This window comes from Burkholderia sp. Bp9015 (assembly GCF_003853505.1).
GTDB lineage: Bacteria > Pseudomonadota > Gammaproteobacteria > Burkholderiales > Burkholderiaceae > Burkholderia.
Genome location: NZ_QTPZ01000002.1, coordinates 62,919 through 78,015, shown reverse-complemented (window position 1 = coordinate 78,015; position 15,097 = coordinate 62,919). Strand labels below are relative to the sequence as shown.

The window sequence follows — 15,097 nt, the reverse complement described above, 5'->3', positions numbered from 1 at the left end:
TGTGCATGGCAGCGCATTCGACGTCGCGAACGCGGTGCGTCTCCAGCGGCTCGACGAAAAGGGCCACGCAAGCGCCGTTCACCTACCCGACCCGCTCCATCAACATCCCCGCCGCGCGATCGGACATCACGACGATCAGCTTGACCGTCGCCCGCGTCGCGCCGACGAACAGCCGCCGCAGCGCAATCTCGTCGAAGTGCTCGAAATCCACCTCCGTCAGGATCACGCACGGCGCGCTTTGCCCCTTGAACCGGAACACCGAATCGAACCGCAGTTCACCGTCCCGGTATATCGGTGCGCCGTGCGCATCGTATGCGCCGGTGAAGCTGCGCAACGCATGTCTGCCCAGCCGGTCCAGCACCGTAAACAGCGACTTCTCCCGACCGTGAAAACTCAGCAGCGCAATGTCGGACAGCGCGAAGCCGGCAGCCAGCGCCGCGTCGATCGCCTGCCGTGTCGTGTGCGCGGCATTCGCGCCGGCATACGTCATGAGACCCACGTCCGAACCGTCGAACGGGCTGGCGGCTTCGAATCCCATCGGCGCGCCGGCGAGCGCACCGACGAAACGCACGATGTCCCGCGGGCTGCGATAGTTCGACGTCGCCCGCACTTCGACCCAGCCCGGCAGGTCGACGCCGTCGCGCAGATACAGGTTCTGCATCGGGTCCTCGAGCCACCACCACTTGCCGCCGTCACGAAGCAGCCGCCCGATCGGCGCGACCCAGGCCTGCAGGAAGTCCTGGCCTTCGTCGACGACGATCGTGTCGAAGCGCTCGGCGTCGTCCGGCTGCCAGTCGGCAAGCGCCCGCTCGAGCTTCTCGAACACGCCGTCGCCGGCGAAGTCGATCGTTTCGCCGTCGCGCGCCGCGGCCTGCTGACAGAGCTTGTGATAGGTGAGCACGGTGGCACCGGGCGGCGCAATCCGGCACAGATGATCGGCGAGCGGCCGGTTGAAGCACAGATAGAGCGCGCGCTGGCCGGCCTTCGACGCGTCTTCGAGCACCCGCAACGCGAGCTGCGTCTTGCCGGAGCCGGCCGTGCCGATCACGCGCAGGCGAAACGGCCGGCATTCGATCGCACGCGCCCATGTCGCGAGGCCGCCCGAGATTCGCGTCACGAGGCGCGCGGCCTCGCCGATGGTCGCGCCGACATCCGGCGTCAGCGACAGCTCGTCGCCCAGGAACGCATGAATGCGGTCCGCGCACGCCAGCCGCGCCTCGTCGGCCGGAAGGATCGCCTGGATGATCGACGGCAGCGCGGCACGGCGTTCCGAGTCGACGATCCGCGCCGGATTCACGCCGGCGATTTCCGGCTGCTTCACGCGGTAGTCCGGGCAGTACAGCAGCTCCTCGAGCCGATAGCGCATCGTCCCGAACGCCGTCTTGAAGCGTCCGTGCATCCCGGCAATCGTCCTTGCCAGCTGGACCGACACGCTCTTGCGCGTCGTCCCGTACGCCTTCGCGAGCCCGTCGGGCGTTTCCTCGAGCAGCCCGGATTTCTGCTCGATCACGAGCACGCGGCCGGACGGCCCGACCACGACGAAGTCGGCTTCCCCGAAAATGGCGAAACCCTTGTGGAGCTGGGTCCAGTGCACGCCGTGATAGACGGCGTAGCTGTCCGGCAAGTCACGCCGCAGCATCTCCAGCGTCTCGATCTCGCGTTGCGCCGCACCGCTGACGGCGAGCGCGTCCCAGCCGTTCGGAAAGACCTGTGCCATGCGACTCCCGTCAACCGCCGTAAATCCGCGCGAGCGCGGCCGCCTCGGCCGCCAGCTCGGCACGCAGGCTCGCCGGCCCCAGCACCTCGACGTTCGGCCCGAACGACCGGAGCCACCAGCGCAACCGCTGGCTCAGCATCGTGGTGCCCTGCACGAACAGCGCATCGCCGCTGCGGCGCGTCGTCTGGTCGAGCGACAGCGGCGCCTCGAGCAGATGGTCACCGGCCTGGTTGACGAACCTGAGCGACAGCTTCACTTCCTTGTCGACCATGAAGTCGAAGCGGCGCTGCTGCTTCACGTAGACCTCCAGCGAGAACGAAGCCGGATAGTCGAACGATTCGAGCATCGCTTCGGCGCGGGAGAGCCGGTCCATCCGGTACAGCACCGGATCCGGCTTGCCTTCGGAGACGCCGACCATGTACACCAGCCCGCCGACTTCGACGAGGCCGAGCGGCAGCAGGATCTTCGGCGTCTCGTTGTCCGCGTTGTGGCGCGGCCGGTAGACGATCCGCAATTTGCGCTCCTCGAACAGCGCGCGCGACACCGCCGCGAAGATCTTCCGGTCGATGGGCGGATAGTGCAGCGAAAAGCCGCCGCTCTCGACCGCGACCTTGCCGGTCCAGCGCGCGTACTTGCGTTCCGACTCGCTGACGGGCCGTTCGAGCCGCGCATCGGCGATCTTGAACAGCGCGGAAATCGAGTCGGCGACGAGCCCCGGGATTTGCCGCGACGAGAAGCGCCGCAACGTCTGCAATGCGAGCGCCTCGTCGAAGCTCATGATCGAGCCGGCCTTCGCCGCCATGCCGCTCGCACCGTCCTTGCGACGCCACACCGAGGCCGTGCCGCGCCGGTCGGTCTCGACGAGGCCGCGCTCTTCCAGGGCCGCAAGACGGCGCAGCACGGTCTTGATCGACGGAACGTCGGGCACGGTTTCCTGCATGCGCTCGTACAGGTCCGGCGTGCTCACGTAGTCGGCCTGCGCGCCGGCGTCGGGCAGCAAGCGCATGATGTCGCGGTCGAGGTCTGGCATGGGCGTGAATCCGGGGCGTGAAGAAGGAACGTCTTGGGTTAACGGCAACTGACCCGATTTCTTGAACATCACGCTCGCTGAATCCGCCGTCCTGCGCGTTCATCGTCGAACCCGCGCATCCGGCGCCCCGTGCAGCAGGTTCGGCAGTGACGCCGGGACGGAAACGCCGGCGCGGCGCCGCGATCGCCGATCGCCAACAGCCGGTCGGGCGATCAACCGGCTTCGGCGACCGTCCGCCGTGCGTCGGCATGCACCTTGTCGACGTATCGGGCGAGCACGGCCGTCGACAACACGCCGGCGGCAAACGCAATCGCAAACGCTGCAAGACTTTCGAGCGGTGACGGGTAGCCGTTCATATCGGTTCCTTGAAAAAGGTTGTACGGGCATCGACCTCGTCCGGCGCCGCGCGTTGAACGTCGGCACGCGGCATCGTCGGTCGTGCGTGCCGCCACCTTAACCGCGCATCGGGACAAACCGTGTCCCGACATCGGCGCGACACGCAATTCGCATCCGGACGCGAAACCGGACACATTTTGTCCCGATGAAAGCCGACCATCGGCGCTCCTTCACTCGTGCCTGCATCCTATGACCCAACCCATCGATCACCCGAATCGCGACCTTGCATCGAATGCGCGCGTCCCCCACGGCGGCCGGCGTGCGCTTCGCATTGCGTTGCGGTTGTGGGGAATCGACGAGCGCGACGCACAAGCCTGGCTTCCGGGCCTGCGATCGCAACATCCGCAACTGGCATGGCGGATCGCCCGCGACCGTGCGGCCGCCGGTGCCGACATCGTCGTGCACGTCGTCAATCCGGCGGCACGTCCGTCCGACGGATTCTGCTGGAACTGCATCGGCGCGAATGGCGCACTGGCCCGGCCGCTCGATCGCGCGCGCACCGAGGTCGCGTTGCTCGCCGGCGACGCCCATGCATTGCCGCACCGTCATGCGGGCCTCTGGACACTCGCCGGGACGCTGGATACCCGCACGGCGCTCCACGCGCTTGCGCGTTCGCTGCAAGCGTCGGCCGCACACCTGTCCGACGGACGGCTCGTCGTGCGGCACGACCTCCTTGCGCTGATCGCCGCGCGACTCGATGCGATGGACGCATCGCCGGGCGCGAACTGATCGCCGGATACCGGATCGCCGTTCCGGCATCGACGCGCTCGACATGTCGACGCGAAGTCTGCGCGGGGCGACTCGATGCGAACAGTCCGATCACGACGATGCCGCGGACAACACAACCCGTTTTCGACATTCGGACACCGCATGTCCGAACCGGCATCGACAATCTTCACTCGACAACGACAGGACACGCTTCTTGATGCCATTCATCCCGGACGCTCCACGCTCGCCGTGCCTTGCCTGCAACTGCCCACGCAAACACGACAGGGAGAACGCACCCGTCCGGTGTCACACCACGATGCAGCTTCACGCGACGAACGACGGCGCCACGCGCGCTGGCGGCAACATCGAATCCGCGACGATCCGGATTCCATTGAACGAGTGGCCGATGTCCGACAAGATGCGCCACGTCGCCGAATGGCTCGCGTCCCGTTTCGCAAACCCGGTGCGGATGCGGCAAGCCGCGGACCTCGTCGCGATGAGCGAGCGATCGCTGCTGCGCCACTTCACGCGCGAGATCGGCATGGCGCCGAGCACCTATCTGACCGAGGTACGGCTCGCCCAGGTATGCACGATGCTGGAGCGCACCGCGCTGCCGGTCGATTCGATCGCGAGGCGCTGCGGGCTTGGAAGCGGCGATTACCTCGCGCACTTGTTTCGACGGCGCTTCGGAACGACGCCGACCGACTATCGTCGGGCGCATCCGGCTGTCGCCATGCACGTGGCTTGTCGCGACGATGCATGCGGCGAGCGGCAGCGGCTTTCTACCGACGGCGACTCCGGCCGGTAGCGCGCGCGGGGTTCGTGCGCGGCCGGATTCGATCGATAACCGTAGGGGGCCACCCGCGCGGGCAGTGGACTACGGCTGCGTCCATGGCCGACCATGGGTCCGAGTTGCGTTGACGCCGCTATGATCGACCTGTCTCGCGGCGCCGCCCGGGGGGAGAAGGAGCCTCCCATGAAGACGGTGACCGTGCCGGCCGGCGATGCCGGGCCGGCACGCACATCCGGTTCGCGCGGCCCCCGCCGCCGCTTACTGCCCGATGCTGGTGAAGGTCGGCAGCAGCACGCGATACACGTGAATCATCGCCGGCCCGAGCAACACGCACATCAGCGCCGGGAAGATGAAGAAGATGAGCGGAAACAGCAGCTTCAGCGCGATCTTCGCGGCCCGCTCCTCGGCGCGCATCCGCCGCCGCGTGCGCAGCATGTCCGAGAGCACGCGCAGCGATTCCGCGATGCTCGTGCCGAAGCGATCGGCCTGGATCAGCATCGCACAGAACGATTCGATGTCCTCGACGCCGGTCCGCAGCGCCAGGTTGCGCAGCGCGGTATCCTTCGTGAACCCGGAACGCATCTCGAGCAGCAGCAAGTCGAGTTCGCCCGCGACCACTTCGCTGCGAAAGCGCAGCTCCTCGCTCACCCTCATCAGCGCCGCATCGAGCCCGAGCCCTGCTTCGACGCATACGGTCAGCAAGTCGAGCGCATCCGGGAAGTCCTCGAAGATCACCTGCTGACGCTTCGCGATCCGGCGCCGGAGGATCACGTTCGGCACGTAGTAGCCGATCCCGGCGAGCGCCACGAGGAGGAACGACAGCAGCATGCGTTGACCCGCGAGGCGGGTCGTGGCGAGCGCCAGCAGCGCAGCGCCCGGCAGCGCCAGCGCGAGTACCGTCTTCGCCGCGAAGTAAAGCGCGCCCGCGTTCGCATCGCGCCAGCCGGCATTCATCAGCCGGATCCGCAGCGGCGAGTTCTCCCAGCCCTCCTGCGGCAGCGACAGCCGGGAAATCGGTTTCGACAGTTCGACGAGTTTCGCGACCCAGTGCGATGTTTGCCCGCCGCCGTCGTTCGCACCGGTGCCGATGCCCACGCTCGCTCCGCTCGCCTGCTGGATCCGGCGCTCCATGTTGCGCGGCGCGAACAGCAGCATCGCGACCAGCACGCCGCCGGCGACGAAAAGGAACAAGCCGGCCAGCATCACGGTATGTACTACGCTCAGGTTTTGCATGACAGCCTCGATTCGGTTCGTGAAGCCCGGGACACGCGTCAGACGCGAATGCGGATGATGCGGCGAATCCACAGCAGGCCGAATGCCATCGACCCGAGCATCACGCCAACCATCTTGATGCCGGCCGGATCCTCCCAGAGCACCGACAGGAACTCGCGGTTCAACACCGCCATCATGCCCGCGGTACCGAACGGCAGCAGGCCGAGGATCCAGGCCGACAACCGCCCTTCCGCGGACAGCACGCGGACCTTGTCGAACAGCTTGAAGCGTTCGCGCACCAGCGACGCGATGCTGTCGAGCAGTTCGGCCAGGTTGCCGCCGGTCTCGCGCTGGATCAGCACCGCGATCACGAAGTAGCGCAGGTCATGGGCCGGCACGCGCGTGGCGAGGTTCACCAGCGCATCGTGCAGCGATACGCCGTAATTGATCTCGTCGAACGTGATCCTGAATTCACCGCCCATCGGATCGGGAAACTCCTCGCCGACCATCCCGAGCGCGCTCGTGAACGAGTGGCCGGAGCGTAGCGCGCGCGCGATCATGTCGCAGACATCCGGCAGCTGGCGCTCGAGCTTGAGCATCCGCCGGTTGCGGTGCCGCATCACGTACATTGCCGGGATGCATGCGGTCAGCAGCGCAATCGGCACCACGATGATCAGCGGCAACACGGTCAGGGTCAGGGCCAGCATCGTCGCCACCGGGAATGCGGCGCAGAGCGTGACCAGTTTCGCGACCGTCCAGTCGAGCCCGGACTGCTGCAGCAGGAGGTCCAGCGACTGCACGCGCGGCATGCGCAACAACAGCCGGTCGAACGGCTTCGACTCGTCGAGCATCCGCTTCTTGAGAATCGACAGCCGCTCCTGCTGCACGCTGCCGCCGGCCGACATTGCGCGCAGGCGCGATTCGATCCGGCGCGCCGCGGCACCGTGGCGCGTGTTCCACCATTGATAGACGCCCTCGATCGCGAGCACGACCGCGACGAAGGTGAGAATCACAAAACCGTAAAAGATCGAGTCCATGAGGCCTCCCCGGAATCAGACGACCGCGCGTCGTCACTTCGTCTCGTAACGCTGCGCCGGGTCGTACAGCGAATCCGGCAGGTTGATGCCGAACGCCTGCAGCCGCTCGGCGAACTTCGGCCGCACGCCGGTCGCGCAGAAGTGTCCGCGCACCGTGCCGTCGCGATCCATGCCGGTGCGCTTGAACGTGAAGATCTCCTGCATGTTGATGATGTCGCCCTCCATCCCGGTCAGCTCCTGGATGCTGACGATCTTGCGCTTGCCGTCGGTGAGCCGGGTGGCCTGAACCACCACCGAGATCGCCGACGCGATCTGCTGGCGCATCGTCTTCGGCGGCAGCGTCAGGCCGCCGACGCTGATCATGTTCTCGAGCCGCGTGAGCGCATCGCGCGGCGTGTTGGCGTGGATCGTCGCGAGCGAGCCTTCGTGGCCGGTGTTCATCGCATTGAGCATGTCGAGCGCTTCCGCGCCGCGCACTTCGCCGAGAATGATCCGGTCCGGCCGCATCCGCAGCGCATTGCGCACGAGCGTGCGTTGCGTGATCTCGCCCTTGCCCTCGATGTTCGGCGGCCGCGTTTCGAGCCGCAGCACGTGCGGCTGCTGCAGTTGCAGCTCGGCCGCGTCCTCGATCGTCACGATCCGTTCGGATCGCGGAATGAAGCCCGACAGGATGTTGAGCAGCGTCGTCTTGCCGCTGCCGGTGCCGCCCGACACGAGCACGTTCACTTTCGCCTGGGCCAGCGCATCGAGCAGTTCCGCCATCGGCGGCGTGAGGCTCTGGTAACTCACGAGGTCGTCCATCTTCAGCGGGTTGACCGCGAAGCGCCGGATCGACATCAGCGGCCCGTCGATCGCCGACGGCGGAATGATCGCGTTCACGCGCGAGCCGTCCGGCAGACGCGCATCGACCATCGGAGTCGATTCGTCGATGCGGCGCCCGACCCGCGACACGATCTTCTCGATCACCTTCATCAGGTGCGCGTCGTCGTAGAACGTCACGTCGGTCAGCTCGAGCTGGCCGGCACGCTCGACGTAGACCTGCCGGTACGTGTTCACGAGGATGTCGGAGATGCCGGGGTCGCGCAGCAGCGCCTCGAGCGGGCCGAAACCGAACATCTCGTCGTACACGTCGATCGCGAGCTGGCGCCGCTCGATGTCGTTCGCGAGCAGGCGCTCCTCGTCGAGGATGCGCGAGATCAGCGCCGAGATTTCCTGCCGGACCTGTTCCTGCGGCAGGCGCGACAGACGCTCCAGCTCGACGCGTTCGAGCACTGCCAGGTGAATTTCGCGGCGCAGCTTCTGGTAGGCGTTGCGTACCGACGAATGCATCGCACCTGCCGGTTCGGTGCCCGCAGCCTGCGGCTGCGTCCGGTACAAGGACATCTGTTCGCGCAATGACATGATGGTTTCCCCGCAAGATTCACATGGACTTGAGCTTCGGCGTGGCCTTGCGGCCGAACAGCCGGGACATCAACGGTTCGCTGCTGGACGTGCCGTGCCTGGTGCGCACGTCCCCTTCGACGATCTGCTTCGCACAGGCCTGCAACGCACGCGTGACCGCCGCGCCGCGCGCGACGCGCGAGGCCGGATGCCGCTGGTCGAGCGCTTCGCGCACGGTGTCGGCGTCGTCGGGTATCGTGCTGCTGGCGTGCAGCCCGAGCACTTCCTCGAGCGCGGCACGAGACCGCTCGCTCGCTCGCGTCATCCGGTTCACCACCAGCCGCAACTGGTCGGTCGGGTAGCCGAGCGACACGAGAATCTCCAGCAACCGGCGGCCCGCGCGCACGTGCGGCATCGTGGGCTGCAGCACGAGCTGGATCTGGTCGCTTCGATCCAGCGCGATCATCGACAGCGGATTGATGCTGACGCCGATGTCGAAGATCACGAAGTCGTAACGCGGCGCCGCGACGCCGAGGATCCATTCGAGCGCGTCCTCGCGCATCTCCGCGGCCTTGACCGGGTCGCCCGCGCCGGCGAGCACGTGAAACGTCGACGTCACGTGCGCGACGCTCGCGTCGAGAAACGCGCCGTCGAGCCGTTCGATCTGCGCGCACAGCTGCGGCAGCGTCGACGGCGGCGTCTCGTCGCTGACGAGGAACGCGGCATCCGCGAACTGCTGGTTCAGATCGACCAGCAGCACGCGGCGCTTGTGGCCTTCGGCGATCTCGTACGCGACGTTGCTCGCGGCGAAGCTCGTGCCCGCGCCGCCCTTGCACGACATGAACGACACGAAGCGCGTGTCGTCGCTGTCGCGCCGCGTGCTTTGCGCGGCCGCGCGTTCGAGCGCGCGGGCGAGCGCCGCGGGGTCGATCGGCCACTGCAGTACGTCGCGCGCGCCGGCGCGCATCGCGTCCAGCAGCACGTGCGGCGCCGCATCCGCGGTCACCAGGATACCGGTCAGGCCCGGGTGCAGCCGGCAGATCCGCTCGAGCGCCGACAGCTCGGCCGCGTCTGTCGTCGCGCCGTCGATCAGCAGGATGTCGAACGAATCGAGCCCGTCGGTTCGATGCTCGATCTGGGACGGCCGTCCGTGCGCGCGCGTCACGCGATAGTGTCCGCTCTCGGTGACCAGGCGCGCGATCTGCGTGAGCCGGGCGGTATCGTCGGCAGCTACGAGGATATTGATCATGACTGTGCCTCGTCGGTTCGATTATTGACAGGCCGTGCCGCCCGTCGACGAATTCAGGCTTTCCCGCGACAGCGTCGTGGTGAACGACGGCATCGTGATCGAGACGTTCGCGATCGGAATCATCGTTCTGACCGTCACGTTGGTGATGCTGACCGTCACGAACGAGCAGGAGCTCACGTCGCAGCCCGACGGCGTGTAGCTCACCGACACGTTCGCGTTCGACAGCATCGGCATCAGCGACTTCACGCGCTTCACGACGCCGGCGGCGTTCACGTCGCAAACGATCGCCGTGCGTGCGCCGAGCCGGATCGCCTCGGTCGCGGTGTTCCAGTAGAACAGCACGCGCCCGAATTCGAACACGCCGATCAGCAGCATGATCAGGATCGATGCGATCAGCGCGAACTCGACGATCGTCGCGCCGCGTTGAGTGCGCCGGCGCAACAGCGGAAAGGGGCGCGCGTTCATGACACTTGCCTCATCACGGTGACGATGTTGCCGAAGGTGATCGAGGACAGCCCCGGGTAGGCCGGAATCGGCTGGTACTGGTAGCCCTTCACCTTCACCTCGACGACGTTGATGCTGCCGGTGGCCGTGCCGCTTGCCGCGTTGTTGGTCGAGTCGTACGTCGGCAGGTTCGCGAACTGCGGCGGGTCGGACGCATCGGCGCAATCGGTCGAATGCGCGGCGTCGCAGACGATCACCATCGACGTCGTGAGCCCCGGCACCAGCTCGGTGCCGGCGGAGCCGCACGTGGTGCTGCCGTACACGACCAGGCACTGCGCCTCCGCGAGCGGATACGCGCTGTCGGTCGGCAGAAAGACCGACAGGTAGCGCGCCGCGTTGCGCGTCGCCTTGGTGAGGGTCTCGTACTGGTAGATCGCGCGGCCGAACTCGGCCACGCCGGTCGCGAGCACGATCATCGGCATCAGCACGAGCGCGAATTCGACCGCGGCGACACCGCGCATGCATGACCGGCGAATCGGGAGCCTTTTCATGATCGCGTCTCCACTATTGAACGAGCATCGGCACCTTGATGCCGGCCGAACTTCCGGTACCCGGCAAGCCGTGCGTCGCGCAGGGCGTCGTGCCGGATGCCGTCGTGCCGAGGTATTCGAGGTGTGCCGTCACGCCGCCGCTGCCCGGGCTGAACGGCAGCGGATCGAGCATCAGCACGCAGTCCCACTGCGTGACGTGAAGCTTGCTGCTGCTGCCCGACAACGTCGAGCAGTCGCCTTCGGGGGCGAGCGCGAGCCGGCGGTCGCCGCCGAACGTCTGGTAATTGCTCGCCGTCGCCGTCCCGTTGGTCGAGATGCCGCTGCCGGTGGGCGGTGCGCCGTCGCCCTGGTAGGACTTGAAGCTGGCGCGGTCGAGCACGAACTGCGTGTATGCGTCGCCGACGATGCCCGCGGTTCCCGGCGGCCCGTACTTGGGGCCGACGTACGCGTAGCCGGTGAAGTCCGGCTGGCCGCTCGAGCCGTTGGCGCCGTTCGTGTAGATCCCGAAGCGGGTGTTCCAGGCACGCAGCGACGCGGACTTCAGGCCCGTCGATCCGAGGTCGGGCGGCGACGTGATGTTGCAGGTGTTGCCCGACAGTTCGCTGGCGATGGTCGGCTCGTTCGTCGATCCGTCGAGCGCCGCCCAGCCGAAGTTGCCGGGCCCGTAAGTCGACGACGAGCCGGACGGCGACGAGATCCAGTCGCCGACCTTGTAGGGCGCGGCGGCAGCCGCACGGCACACGAACACCGGAATCGCGCAGGCCGTCTGCCCGGCGCCGACCGTCGCGATCGCGCTCGCCGCGACCTGGGCCGCGTTCGCGACCCGCACGCCGGGAATCGTGTTGAGCACCTCGATGAACCAGTGCGCGATGTTGCTCAACTGCGCGGTGCACTTCACGTACTTGATGTTCGCCGGCGTGGTAACCGCCGTCTTGGTCAGGAACGGATTGGTCAGCGAATCGCTGAACGTGACGTTCGAATCCGTCTGCATCTGTACCGCGTTCTGCTGAAAGAACGCGAAATTCGAGTGGCCGGCTGCGATGCCGTCCGCTTCCGAGACCTGCAGGCTGATGGCCGATGTAAGGTCGCGCGCAGCGGACAGCGCGCATGCGTCGGCGCTGTTCTGCAGTTCGCTGCGCGTGACGTACAGCTTGCCGAGGTCCAGCGCGAGACCGACGAACCCGATCATCACCGCCAGTGCGAGACCAACGATGATCGCGACGGCGCCTCGCTGGCGATGCATACCGCGACGCGTGAGATTCGGATGACGAGCTGCGCTGGACATGGCGTTCTCCCTGAGCTTGCCTGCGTGTTACTGCGCCGACTTGCCGATCCCGATCACGAATGCATTGGCTTTCGGCTCGGGCTGCTTGAACGACTTTTCGTAGTTGTCGAGTGCGGACGCGGCGGCGCTGCCGTTGACCCCCGGGTTCGATGCCGCGTGTTCGGCGGCATGCGGATCGATGATCTGGGCTTGCGTGACGGCGCGGACCGAATCGCCGAAGCGGGTGTCCCACACCGGCGTCGACGACATGCAGCCGGCGAGCGCGAACGCGAGCGGGACGGCGAGCGCCGCGCGGCGCACGAATACGAGGTAGGCGGATTTCATGAGCTTCCCCTTGAATGGCTTCAACGATCGGTGGACTGGGGTTCCGTGCCCGCCCGCGCGATCTGCGCGTGCGCGGCGGCCGGCAAGCTGTGCGTCGAACGCGGCGCAGGTTTTGCCGGCGCGGCGGAGCCAGCGGCCGCGAGACGCGCGGCAGCCGCTTCGATGCGCGCGATCCGCGCCGCGGTGGCCGCGGCGGCCGCATCGGCCTGCGGCTGCGACTGCTGTTGCGGCTGCGACTGCGGTTGCTCTTGCGGCTGCGCGGCCGGCGCCGGTTCGGCGCTCACCGTCCCAGCCGCGTCGGCAGCCGCGGCCTTCTGCGGCTCCGCCGGCACCGGCGCCGGTGCATCGGCGGGCTGCGGCGCACGCGGTGCGGGCAATGCGGCGGCCGGTGCGGCCGGCTCAGCCGATTGCGGCGCCGGAGCAGGTGCGGGAGCCGGCGTCTGCGGTGCATCCATCGCGCCGCTCGCCGGTTGTGCGCCCGCCCGGCGGACACCCTTGCGGCCTTCCATGTTGCCGGTCGCATACACGTCGGCCTCGTTCGGCTTCGAGAAGCTGTCGGTCGGCAGCGGCACGTCGGCGGTCTGCAGCGGCCTCACCAGGTGCGGCGTGATCACGAAGATCAGTTCGGTGCGATCCTGCTGGAACGACGTGCTGCGGAACAACGCGCCGAGCACCGGTACTTCACCGACACCCGGGATCGCCTTCAGCGCACCGGTCCCGTTGTCCTTGATCAGCCCGCCGATCGCGAACGACTCGCCGTCGCCCATCTGGACCGTCGTCGACGCGCGCCGCGTCGTGATCAGAGGCAGGATCGACGTGCCGCCGATGTTGGACGCGCTCAGCGTCACGCCCGTCTGCGACAGTTCGGACACTTCCGGCGCGACCTTCAGGCTGATCCTGCCGTTCCCGAGCACCGTCGGCGTGAACTTCAGCGCGACGCCGAATTCCTCCTCCTGCAGCGTGATCGACGACGTGCCATTGCCGCTGCTTTGCGGCACCGGGATGAAGATCCTGCCGCCGGCGAGGAACGTCGCCTCCTGGCCGCTGATCGTCACGAGATTCGGTTCCGCGAGGATCTTGACGAGGTTGTCGGTGTTCTGCACATCGGCCGCGATGCTGAACGGCCTGTTGTTCGCCTTGTTGAACACCGCGCCGCTTGCGACGCCCGCGAGCAGGTTGCTGACGAGCGCGCCGCTCCACGAGCCGAAGCCGCCCTGGATGTTGAACGCGCTGCCCATCTGGTTGATCAGCGTCTTCGACACTTCGGCGACCTTCACCTCGAGCATCACCTGCTGCGGCGACGTGACGGCCAGCATGTTCAGCACGCCGGCGCCCTTGCCGCCGCCGTCGCCGGCGCTGTCGCTGTATGCACGGGCGATCTGCACCGCCTGCTGCGCGGCCTGCGAGTTCGATACGTTGCCTGCCAGCACGATCGTGCCGGCGGCGGTCGATACGTGGATGTCGTGTTCGTTCGGCATCAGCTGCATCAGCGACGCCTGCAGGCCGCCGGCGTCCGCGCCGACCGCCACGTCGATCACGCGGCACGCACCGCTGCGCCCCTGCACGATCATGTTGGTCGTGCCGACCGACAGCCCGAGGATGTACAGCGTCTGCGGCGACACCATCGTCGCCTGCGCGACGGCCGGGTTGCCGATGGTCCGGTTGCGCACCGGCTCCGGCATCGGCACCAGCAGCGACTTGCCGAGCGGCACGCTGACGCTGGTCGACTCGCGTACCGCGCCCACGCAGTTCGGCCCGCGCAGCGGCCCCGGCGCCGCGGCGGGCGCGGCGGCCGGAGTCGGCGTCATGCTGATCGTCATCTGCATCGGCCCCTTGGCGGCCGCCGCCGGCGCGGCTGCACCGCCCTTCATCAGCGCGGCCGATTCGGCGGCTTCCTGGGCCAGTGCGCTGTATACGGTCAGCGTTCCGGCACAGAGGATCGCGGCCATCATCGCGCCCCGTGCGATACGCGTGCGCACCGGGCCGGTACCTGAATGTTGCGGATTGGTCTTCATTTCGTCTGATCCCCCGAGTGACCGGCGAGGCGCCGGTTGTCGACTTTCAAGGCCGCCGTGCCCTGACGGCGGCCGATCTGGTTAATGTGGTTATTTGCACGTGTTCTACGAATTCAGAAACATTCGACGCTGCCGTGTACCCCGGTCAGCACGCCGACGCAATCGCGGCGTGCTCCCGGTGCCGCATGGGATGCGACACGCACGCGCACGGTCTTCACCGGCGCGGGTGCGGGCGCTTCGGGTACCGGTGCCTTGCCGAGCAGCGTGAGCTTGGTCGCGCCGTCGGTGGTCAGCGTCTTCTGGTCGACCTGGTTGCGCAGCACGAGCGACAGCGTGCCGACGCTACGCGCGAGGTCGAGGCGCTCGGCCTGGTCGGGCGTGACTTCGAGCGTCACCGCGTTGACGACCTTCGGTGCGGTGTCGTCGCGGCTGACCTGCTGCGCGACGGCCAGCACGAGGATGTGCTCGAGCACGATCTTGGAGATGCTCTGCCCGTCGGTCTTGCCTTGCTGTTCCTGCGTGTTGACGATCACGTCGACGTAGTTGCCCGGCAGCGCGAAGCCCGCGACGCCGACCACATCGTTCACCCGCACGGTGATCGCGCGGCTGCCGTCGGCGATCACCGCGGACAGCCCGCCCTTCGTGCCGACCGGCGCGAGCTTCGACTCGATCACCGGCTCGCCGCGGGCGAGGCTCGTGCGCACGACGCGCCCTTCGAGTTCCTTCGTGTCGGTGAACGCGCCGGTCGGCACGCTGCCCGACGGCCAGCTCACCATGTGGATCTGGTTCGGCCCGAGCGGCTCGCCCAGGTTCAGGTCGGTGGTCGCCACCGCGACCGACGTGATCGAGCTGCTGGAGGTATTCATCAACCAGCGGGACGCGAACACGACCGCGGCAAGCCCCGCGACCATCGCGACGATCAGCATCATGAGCGCTCGACTGTTTTTCATGGCAAT

General features: G+C 67.4%; 15 protein-coding genes. 2 read left to right on the top strand and 13 right to left on the bottom strand.

Annotated elements, in window-relative coordinates; all coding sequences use genetic code 11:
* Positions 1–82 precede the first annotated feature (82 nt).
* The 3 genes from DIE12_RS02720 to DIE12_RS37930 form a co-directional block, all read right to left on the bottom strand.
* Entirely contained in the window at positions 83–1,717 is a 1,635-nt protein-coding gene (locus tag DIE12_RS02720; protein ID WP_124487318.1) for an ATP-binding domain-containing protein, read from the bottom strand.
* A 10-nt stretch (positions 1,718–1,727) separates the two neighbouring features.
* Entirely contained in the window at positions 1,728–2,747 is a 1,020-nt protein-coding gene (locus DIE12_RS02715; protein WP_124487319.1) for a YafY family protein, read from the bottom strand.
* A gap of 212 nt (positions 2,748–2,959) precedes the next feature.
* Positions 2,960–3,103, bottom strand: a complete 144-nt coding sequence (locus DIE12_RS37930) for a hypothetical protein (RefSeq protein ID WP_185640946.1) — start codon at positions 3,101–3,103, stop codon at positions 2,960–2,962.
* Positions 3,104–3,122: 19 nt separating this feature from the next.
* Here DIE12_RS37930 and DIE12_RS02710 point away from each other — a divergent pair, with 19 nt between their 5' ends.
* Both DIE12_RS02710 and DIE12_RS02705 read left to right on the top strand, forming a co-directional pair.
* The gene (locus DIE12_RS02710) at positions 3,123–3,872 is read left to right on the top strand and encodes a hypothetical protein (protein ID WP_124487320.1); all 750 of its coding nucleotides are present in this window, start codon (positions 3,123–3,125) and stop codon (positions 3,870–3,872) included.
* Positions 3,873–4,068: 196 nt separating this feature from the next.
* A complete protein-coding gene (locus DIE12_RS02705; RefSeq protein ID WP_185641220.1) occupies positions 4,069–4,659 on the top strand; it encodes a helix-turn-helix domain-containing protein in 591 nt (196 codons plus the stop codon).
* 243 nt (positions 4,660–4,902) lie between these two features.
* On the opposite strand, the gene DIE12_RS02700 is transcribed toward DIE12_RS02705, so the two are convergent.
* The 10 genes from DIE12_RS02700 to cpaB all read right to left on the bottom strand — a co-directional run bounded on the left by DIE12_RS02700 (position 4,903) and on the right by cpaB (position 15,091).
* Positions 4,903–5,877 carry a type II secretion system F family protein gene (locus DIE12_RS02700; RefSeq protein ID WP_124487322.1) on the bottom strand — a complete coding sequence of 325 codons (975 nt, stop codon included), beginning with the start codon at positions 5,875–5,877 and terminating at the stop codon, positions 4,903–4,905.
* A gap of 38 nt (positions 5,878–5,915) precedes the next feature.
* Positions 5,916–6,893 (bottom strand): type II secretion system F family protein, encoded by a 978-nt coding sequence (locus DIE12_RS02695; protein ID WP_124487323.1) that lies wholly within the window; start codon positions 6,891–6,893, stop codon positions 5,916–5,918.
* Between the two features lie 33 nt (positions 6,894–6,926).
* Positions 6,927–8,294, bottom strand: a complete 1,368-nt coding sequence (locus DIE12_RS02690; RefSeq protein WP_124519891.1) for a CpaF family protein — start codon at positions 8,292–8,294, stop codon at positions 6,927–6,929.
* 19 nt (positions 8,295–8,313) lie between these two features.
* Positions 8,314–9,522, bottom strand: coding sequence for an AAA family ATPase (locus tag DIE12_RS02685; RefSeq protein WP_124551067.1), 1,209 nt, complete (start codon positions 9,520–9,522; stop codon positions 8,314–8,316).
* Between the two features lie 21 nt (positions 9,523–9,543).
* A complete protein-coding gene (locus tag DIE12_RS02680; RefSeq protein WP_124487326.1) occupies positions 9,544–9,987 on the bottom strand; it encodes a TadE/TadG family type IV pilus assembly protein in 444 nt (147 codons plus the stop codon).
* Entirely contained in the window at positions 9,984–10,517 is a 534-nt protein-coding gene (locus tag DIE12_RS02675) for a TadE/TadG family type IV pilus assembly protein (protein ID WP_124519892.1), read from the bottom strand. The genes DIE12_RS02680 and DIE12_RS02675 overlap by 4 nt, the downstream gene beginning before the upstream one ends.
* Positions 10,518–10,530: 13 nt before the next feature.
* Positions 10,531–11,802, bottom strand: a complete 1,272-nt coding sequence (locus tag DIE12_RS02670; protein WP_124519893.1) for a pilus assembly protein TadG-related protein — start codon at positions 11,800–11,802, stop codon at positions 10,531–10,533.
* Positions 11,803–11,829: 27 nt separating this feature from the next.
* Entirely contained in the window at positions 11,830–12,126 is a 297-nt protein-coding gene (locus DIE12_RS02665) for a hypothetical protein (RefSeq protein ID WP_044844304.1), read from the bottom strand.
* Positions 12,127–12,146: 20 nt separating this feature from the next.
* On the bottom strand, positions 12,147–14,141 hold the full coding sequence (locus DIE12_RS02660; protein WP_124519894.1) for a type II and III secretion system protein family protein: 1,995 nt from the start codon (positions 14,139–14,141) through the stop codon (positions 12,147–12,149).
* Positions 14,142–14,254: 113 nt separating this feature from the next.
* Entirely contained in the window at positions 14,255–15,091 is an 837-nt protein-coding gene (cpaB, locus tag DIE12_RS02655; protein WP_044844306.1) for a Flp pilus assembly protein CpaB, read from the bottom strand.
* Positions 15,092–15,097 lie beyond the last annotated feature (6 nt).

Bases quoted from the DNA above. Each gene is read 5' to 3' on its own strand.
- DIE12_RS02720 (WP_124487318.1), bottom strand. From the start codon at position 1,717: ATGGCACAGGTCTTTCCGAACGGCTGGGACGCGCTCGCCGTCAGCGGT.
- DIE12_RS02715 (WP_124487319.1), bottom strand. From the start codon at position 2,747: ATGCCAGACCTCGACCGCGACATCATGCGCTTGCTGCCCGACGCCGGC.
- DIE12_RS37930 (WP_185640946.1), bottom strand. From the start codon at position 3,103: ATGAACGGCTACCCGTCACCGCTCGAAAGTCTTGCAGCGTTTGCGATT.
- DIE12_RS02705 (WP_185641220.1), top strand. From the start codon at position 4,069: ATGCCATTCATCCCGGACGCTCCACGCTCGCCGTGCCTTGCCTGCAAC.
- DIE12_RS02700 (WP_124487322.1), bottom strand. From the start codon at position 5,877: ATGCAAAACCTGAGCGTAGTACATACCGTGATGCTGGCCGGCTTGTTC.
- DIE12_RS02695 (WP_124487323.1), bottom strand. From the start codon at position 6,893: ATGGACTCGATCTTTTACGGTTTTGTGATTCTCACCTTCGTCGCGGTC.
- DIE12_RS02690 (WP_124519891.1), bottom strand. From the start codon at position 8,294: ATGTCATTGCGCGAACAGATGTCCTTGTACCGGACGCAGCCGCAGGCT.
- DIE12_RS02685 (WP_124551067.1), bottom strand. From the start codon at position 9,522: ATGATCAATATCCTCGTAGCTGCCGACGATACCGCCCGGCTCACGCAG.
- DIE12_RS02680 (WP_124487326.1), bottom strand. From the start codon at position 9,987: ATGAACGCGCGCCCCTTTCCGCTGTTGCGCCGGCGCACTCAACGCGGC.
- DIE12_RS02675 (WP_124519892.1), bottom strand. From the start codon at position 10,517: ATGAAAAGGCTCCCGATTCGCCGGTCATGCATGCGCGGTGTCGCCGCG.
- DIE12_RS02670 (WP_124519893.1), bottom strand. From the start codon at position 11,802: ATGTCCAGCGCAGCTCGTCATCCGAATCTCACGCGTCGCGGTATGCAT.
- DIE12_RS02665 (WP_044844304.1), bottom strand. From the start codon at position 12,126: ATGAAATCCGCCTACCTCGTATTCGTGCGCCGCGCGGCGCTCGCCGTC.
- DIE12_RS02660 (WP_124519894.1), bottom strand. From the start codon at position 14,141: ATGAAGACCAATCCGCAACATTCAGGTACCGGCCCGGTGCGCACGCGT.
- cpaB (WP_044844306.1), bottom strand. From the start codon at position 15,091: ATGAAAAACAGTCGAGCGCTCATGATGCTGATCGTCGCGATGGTCGCG.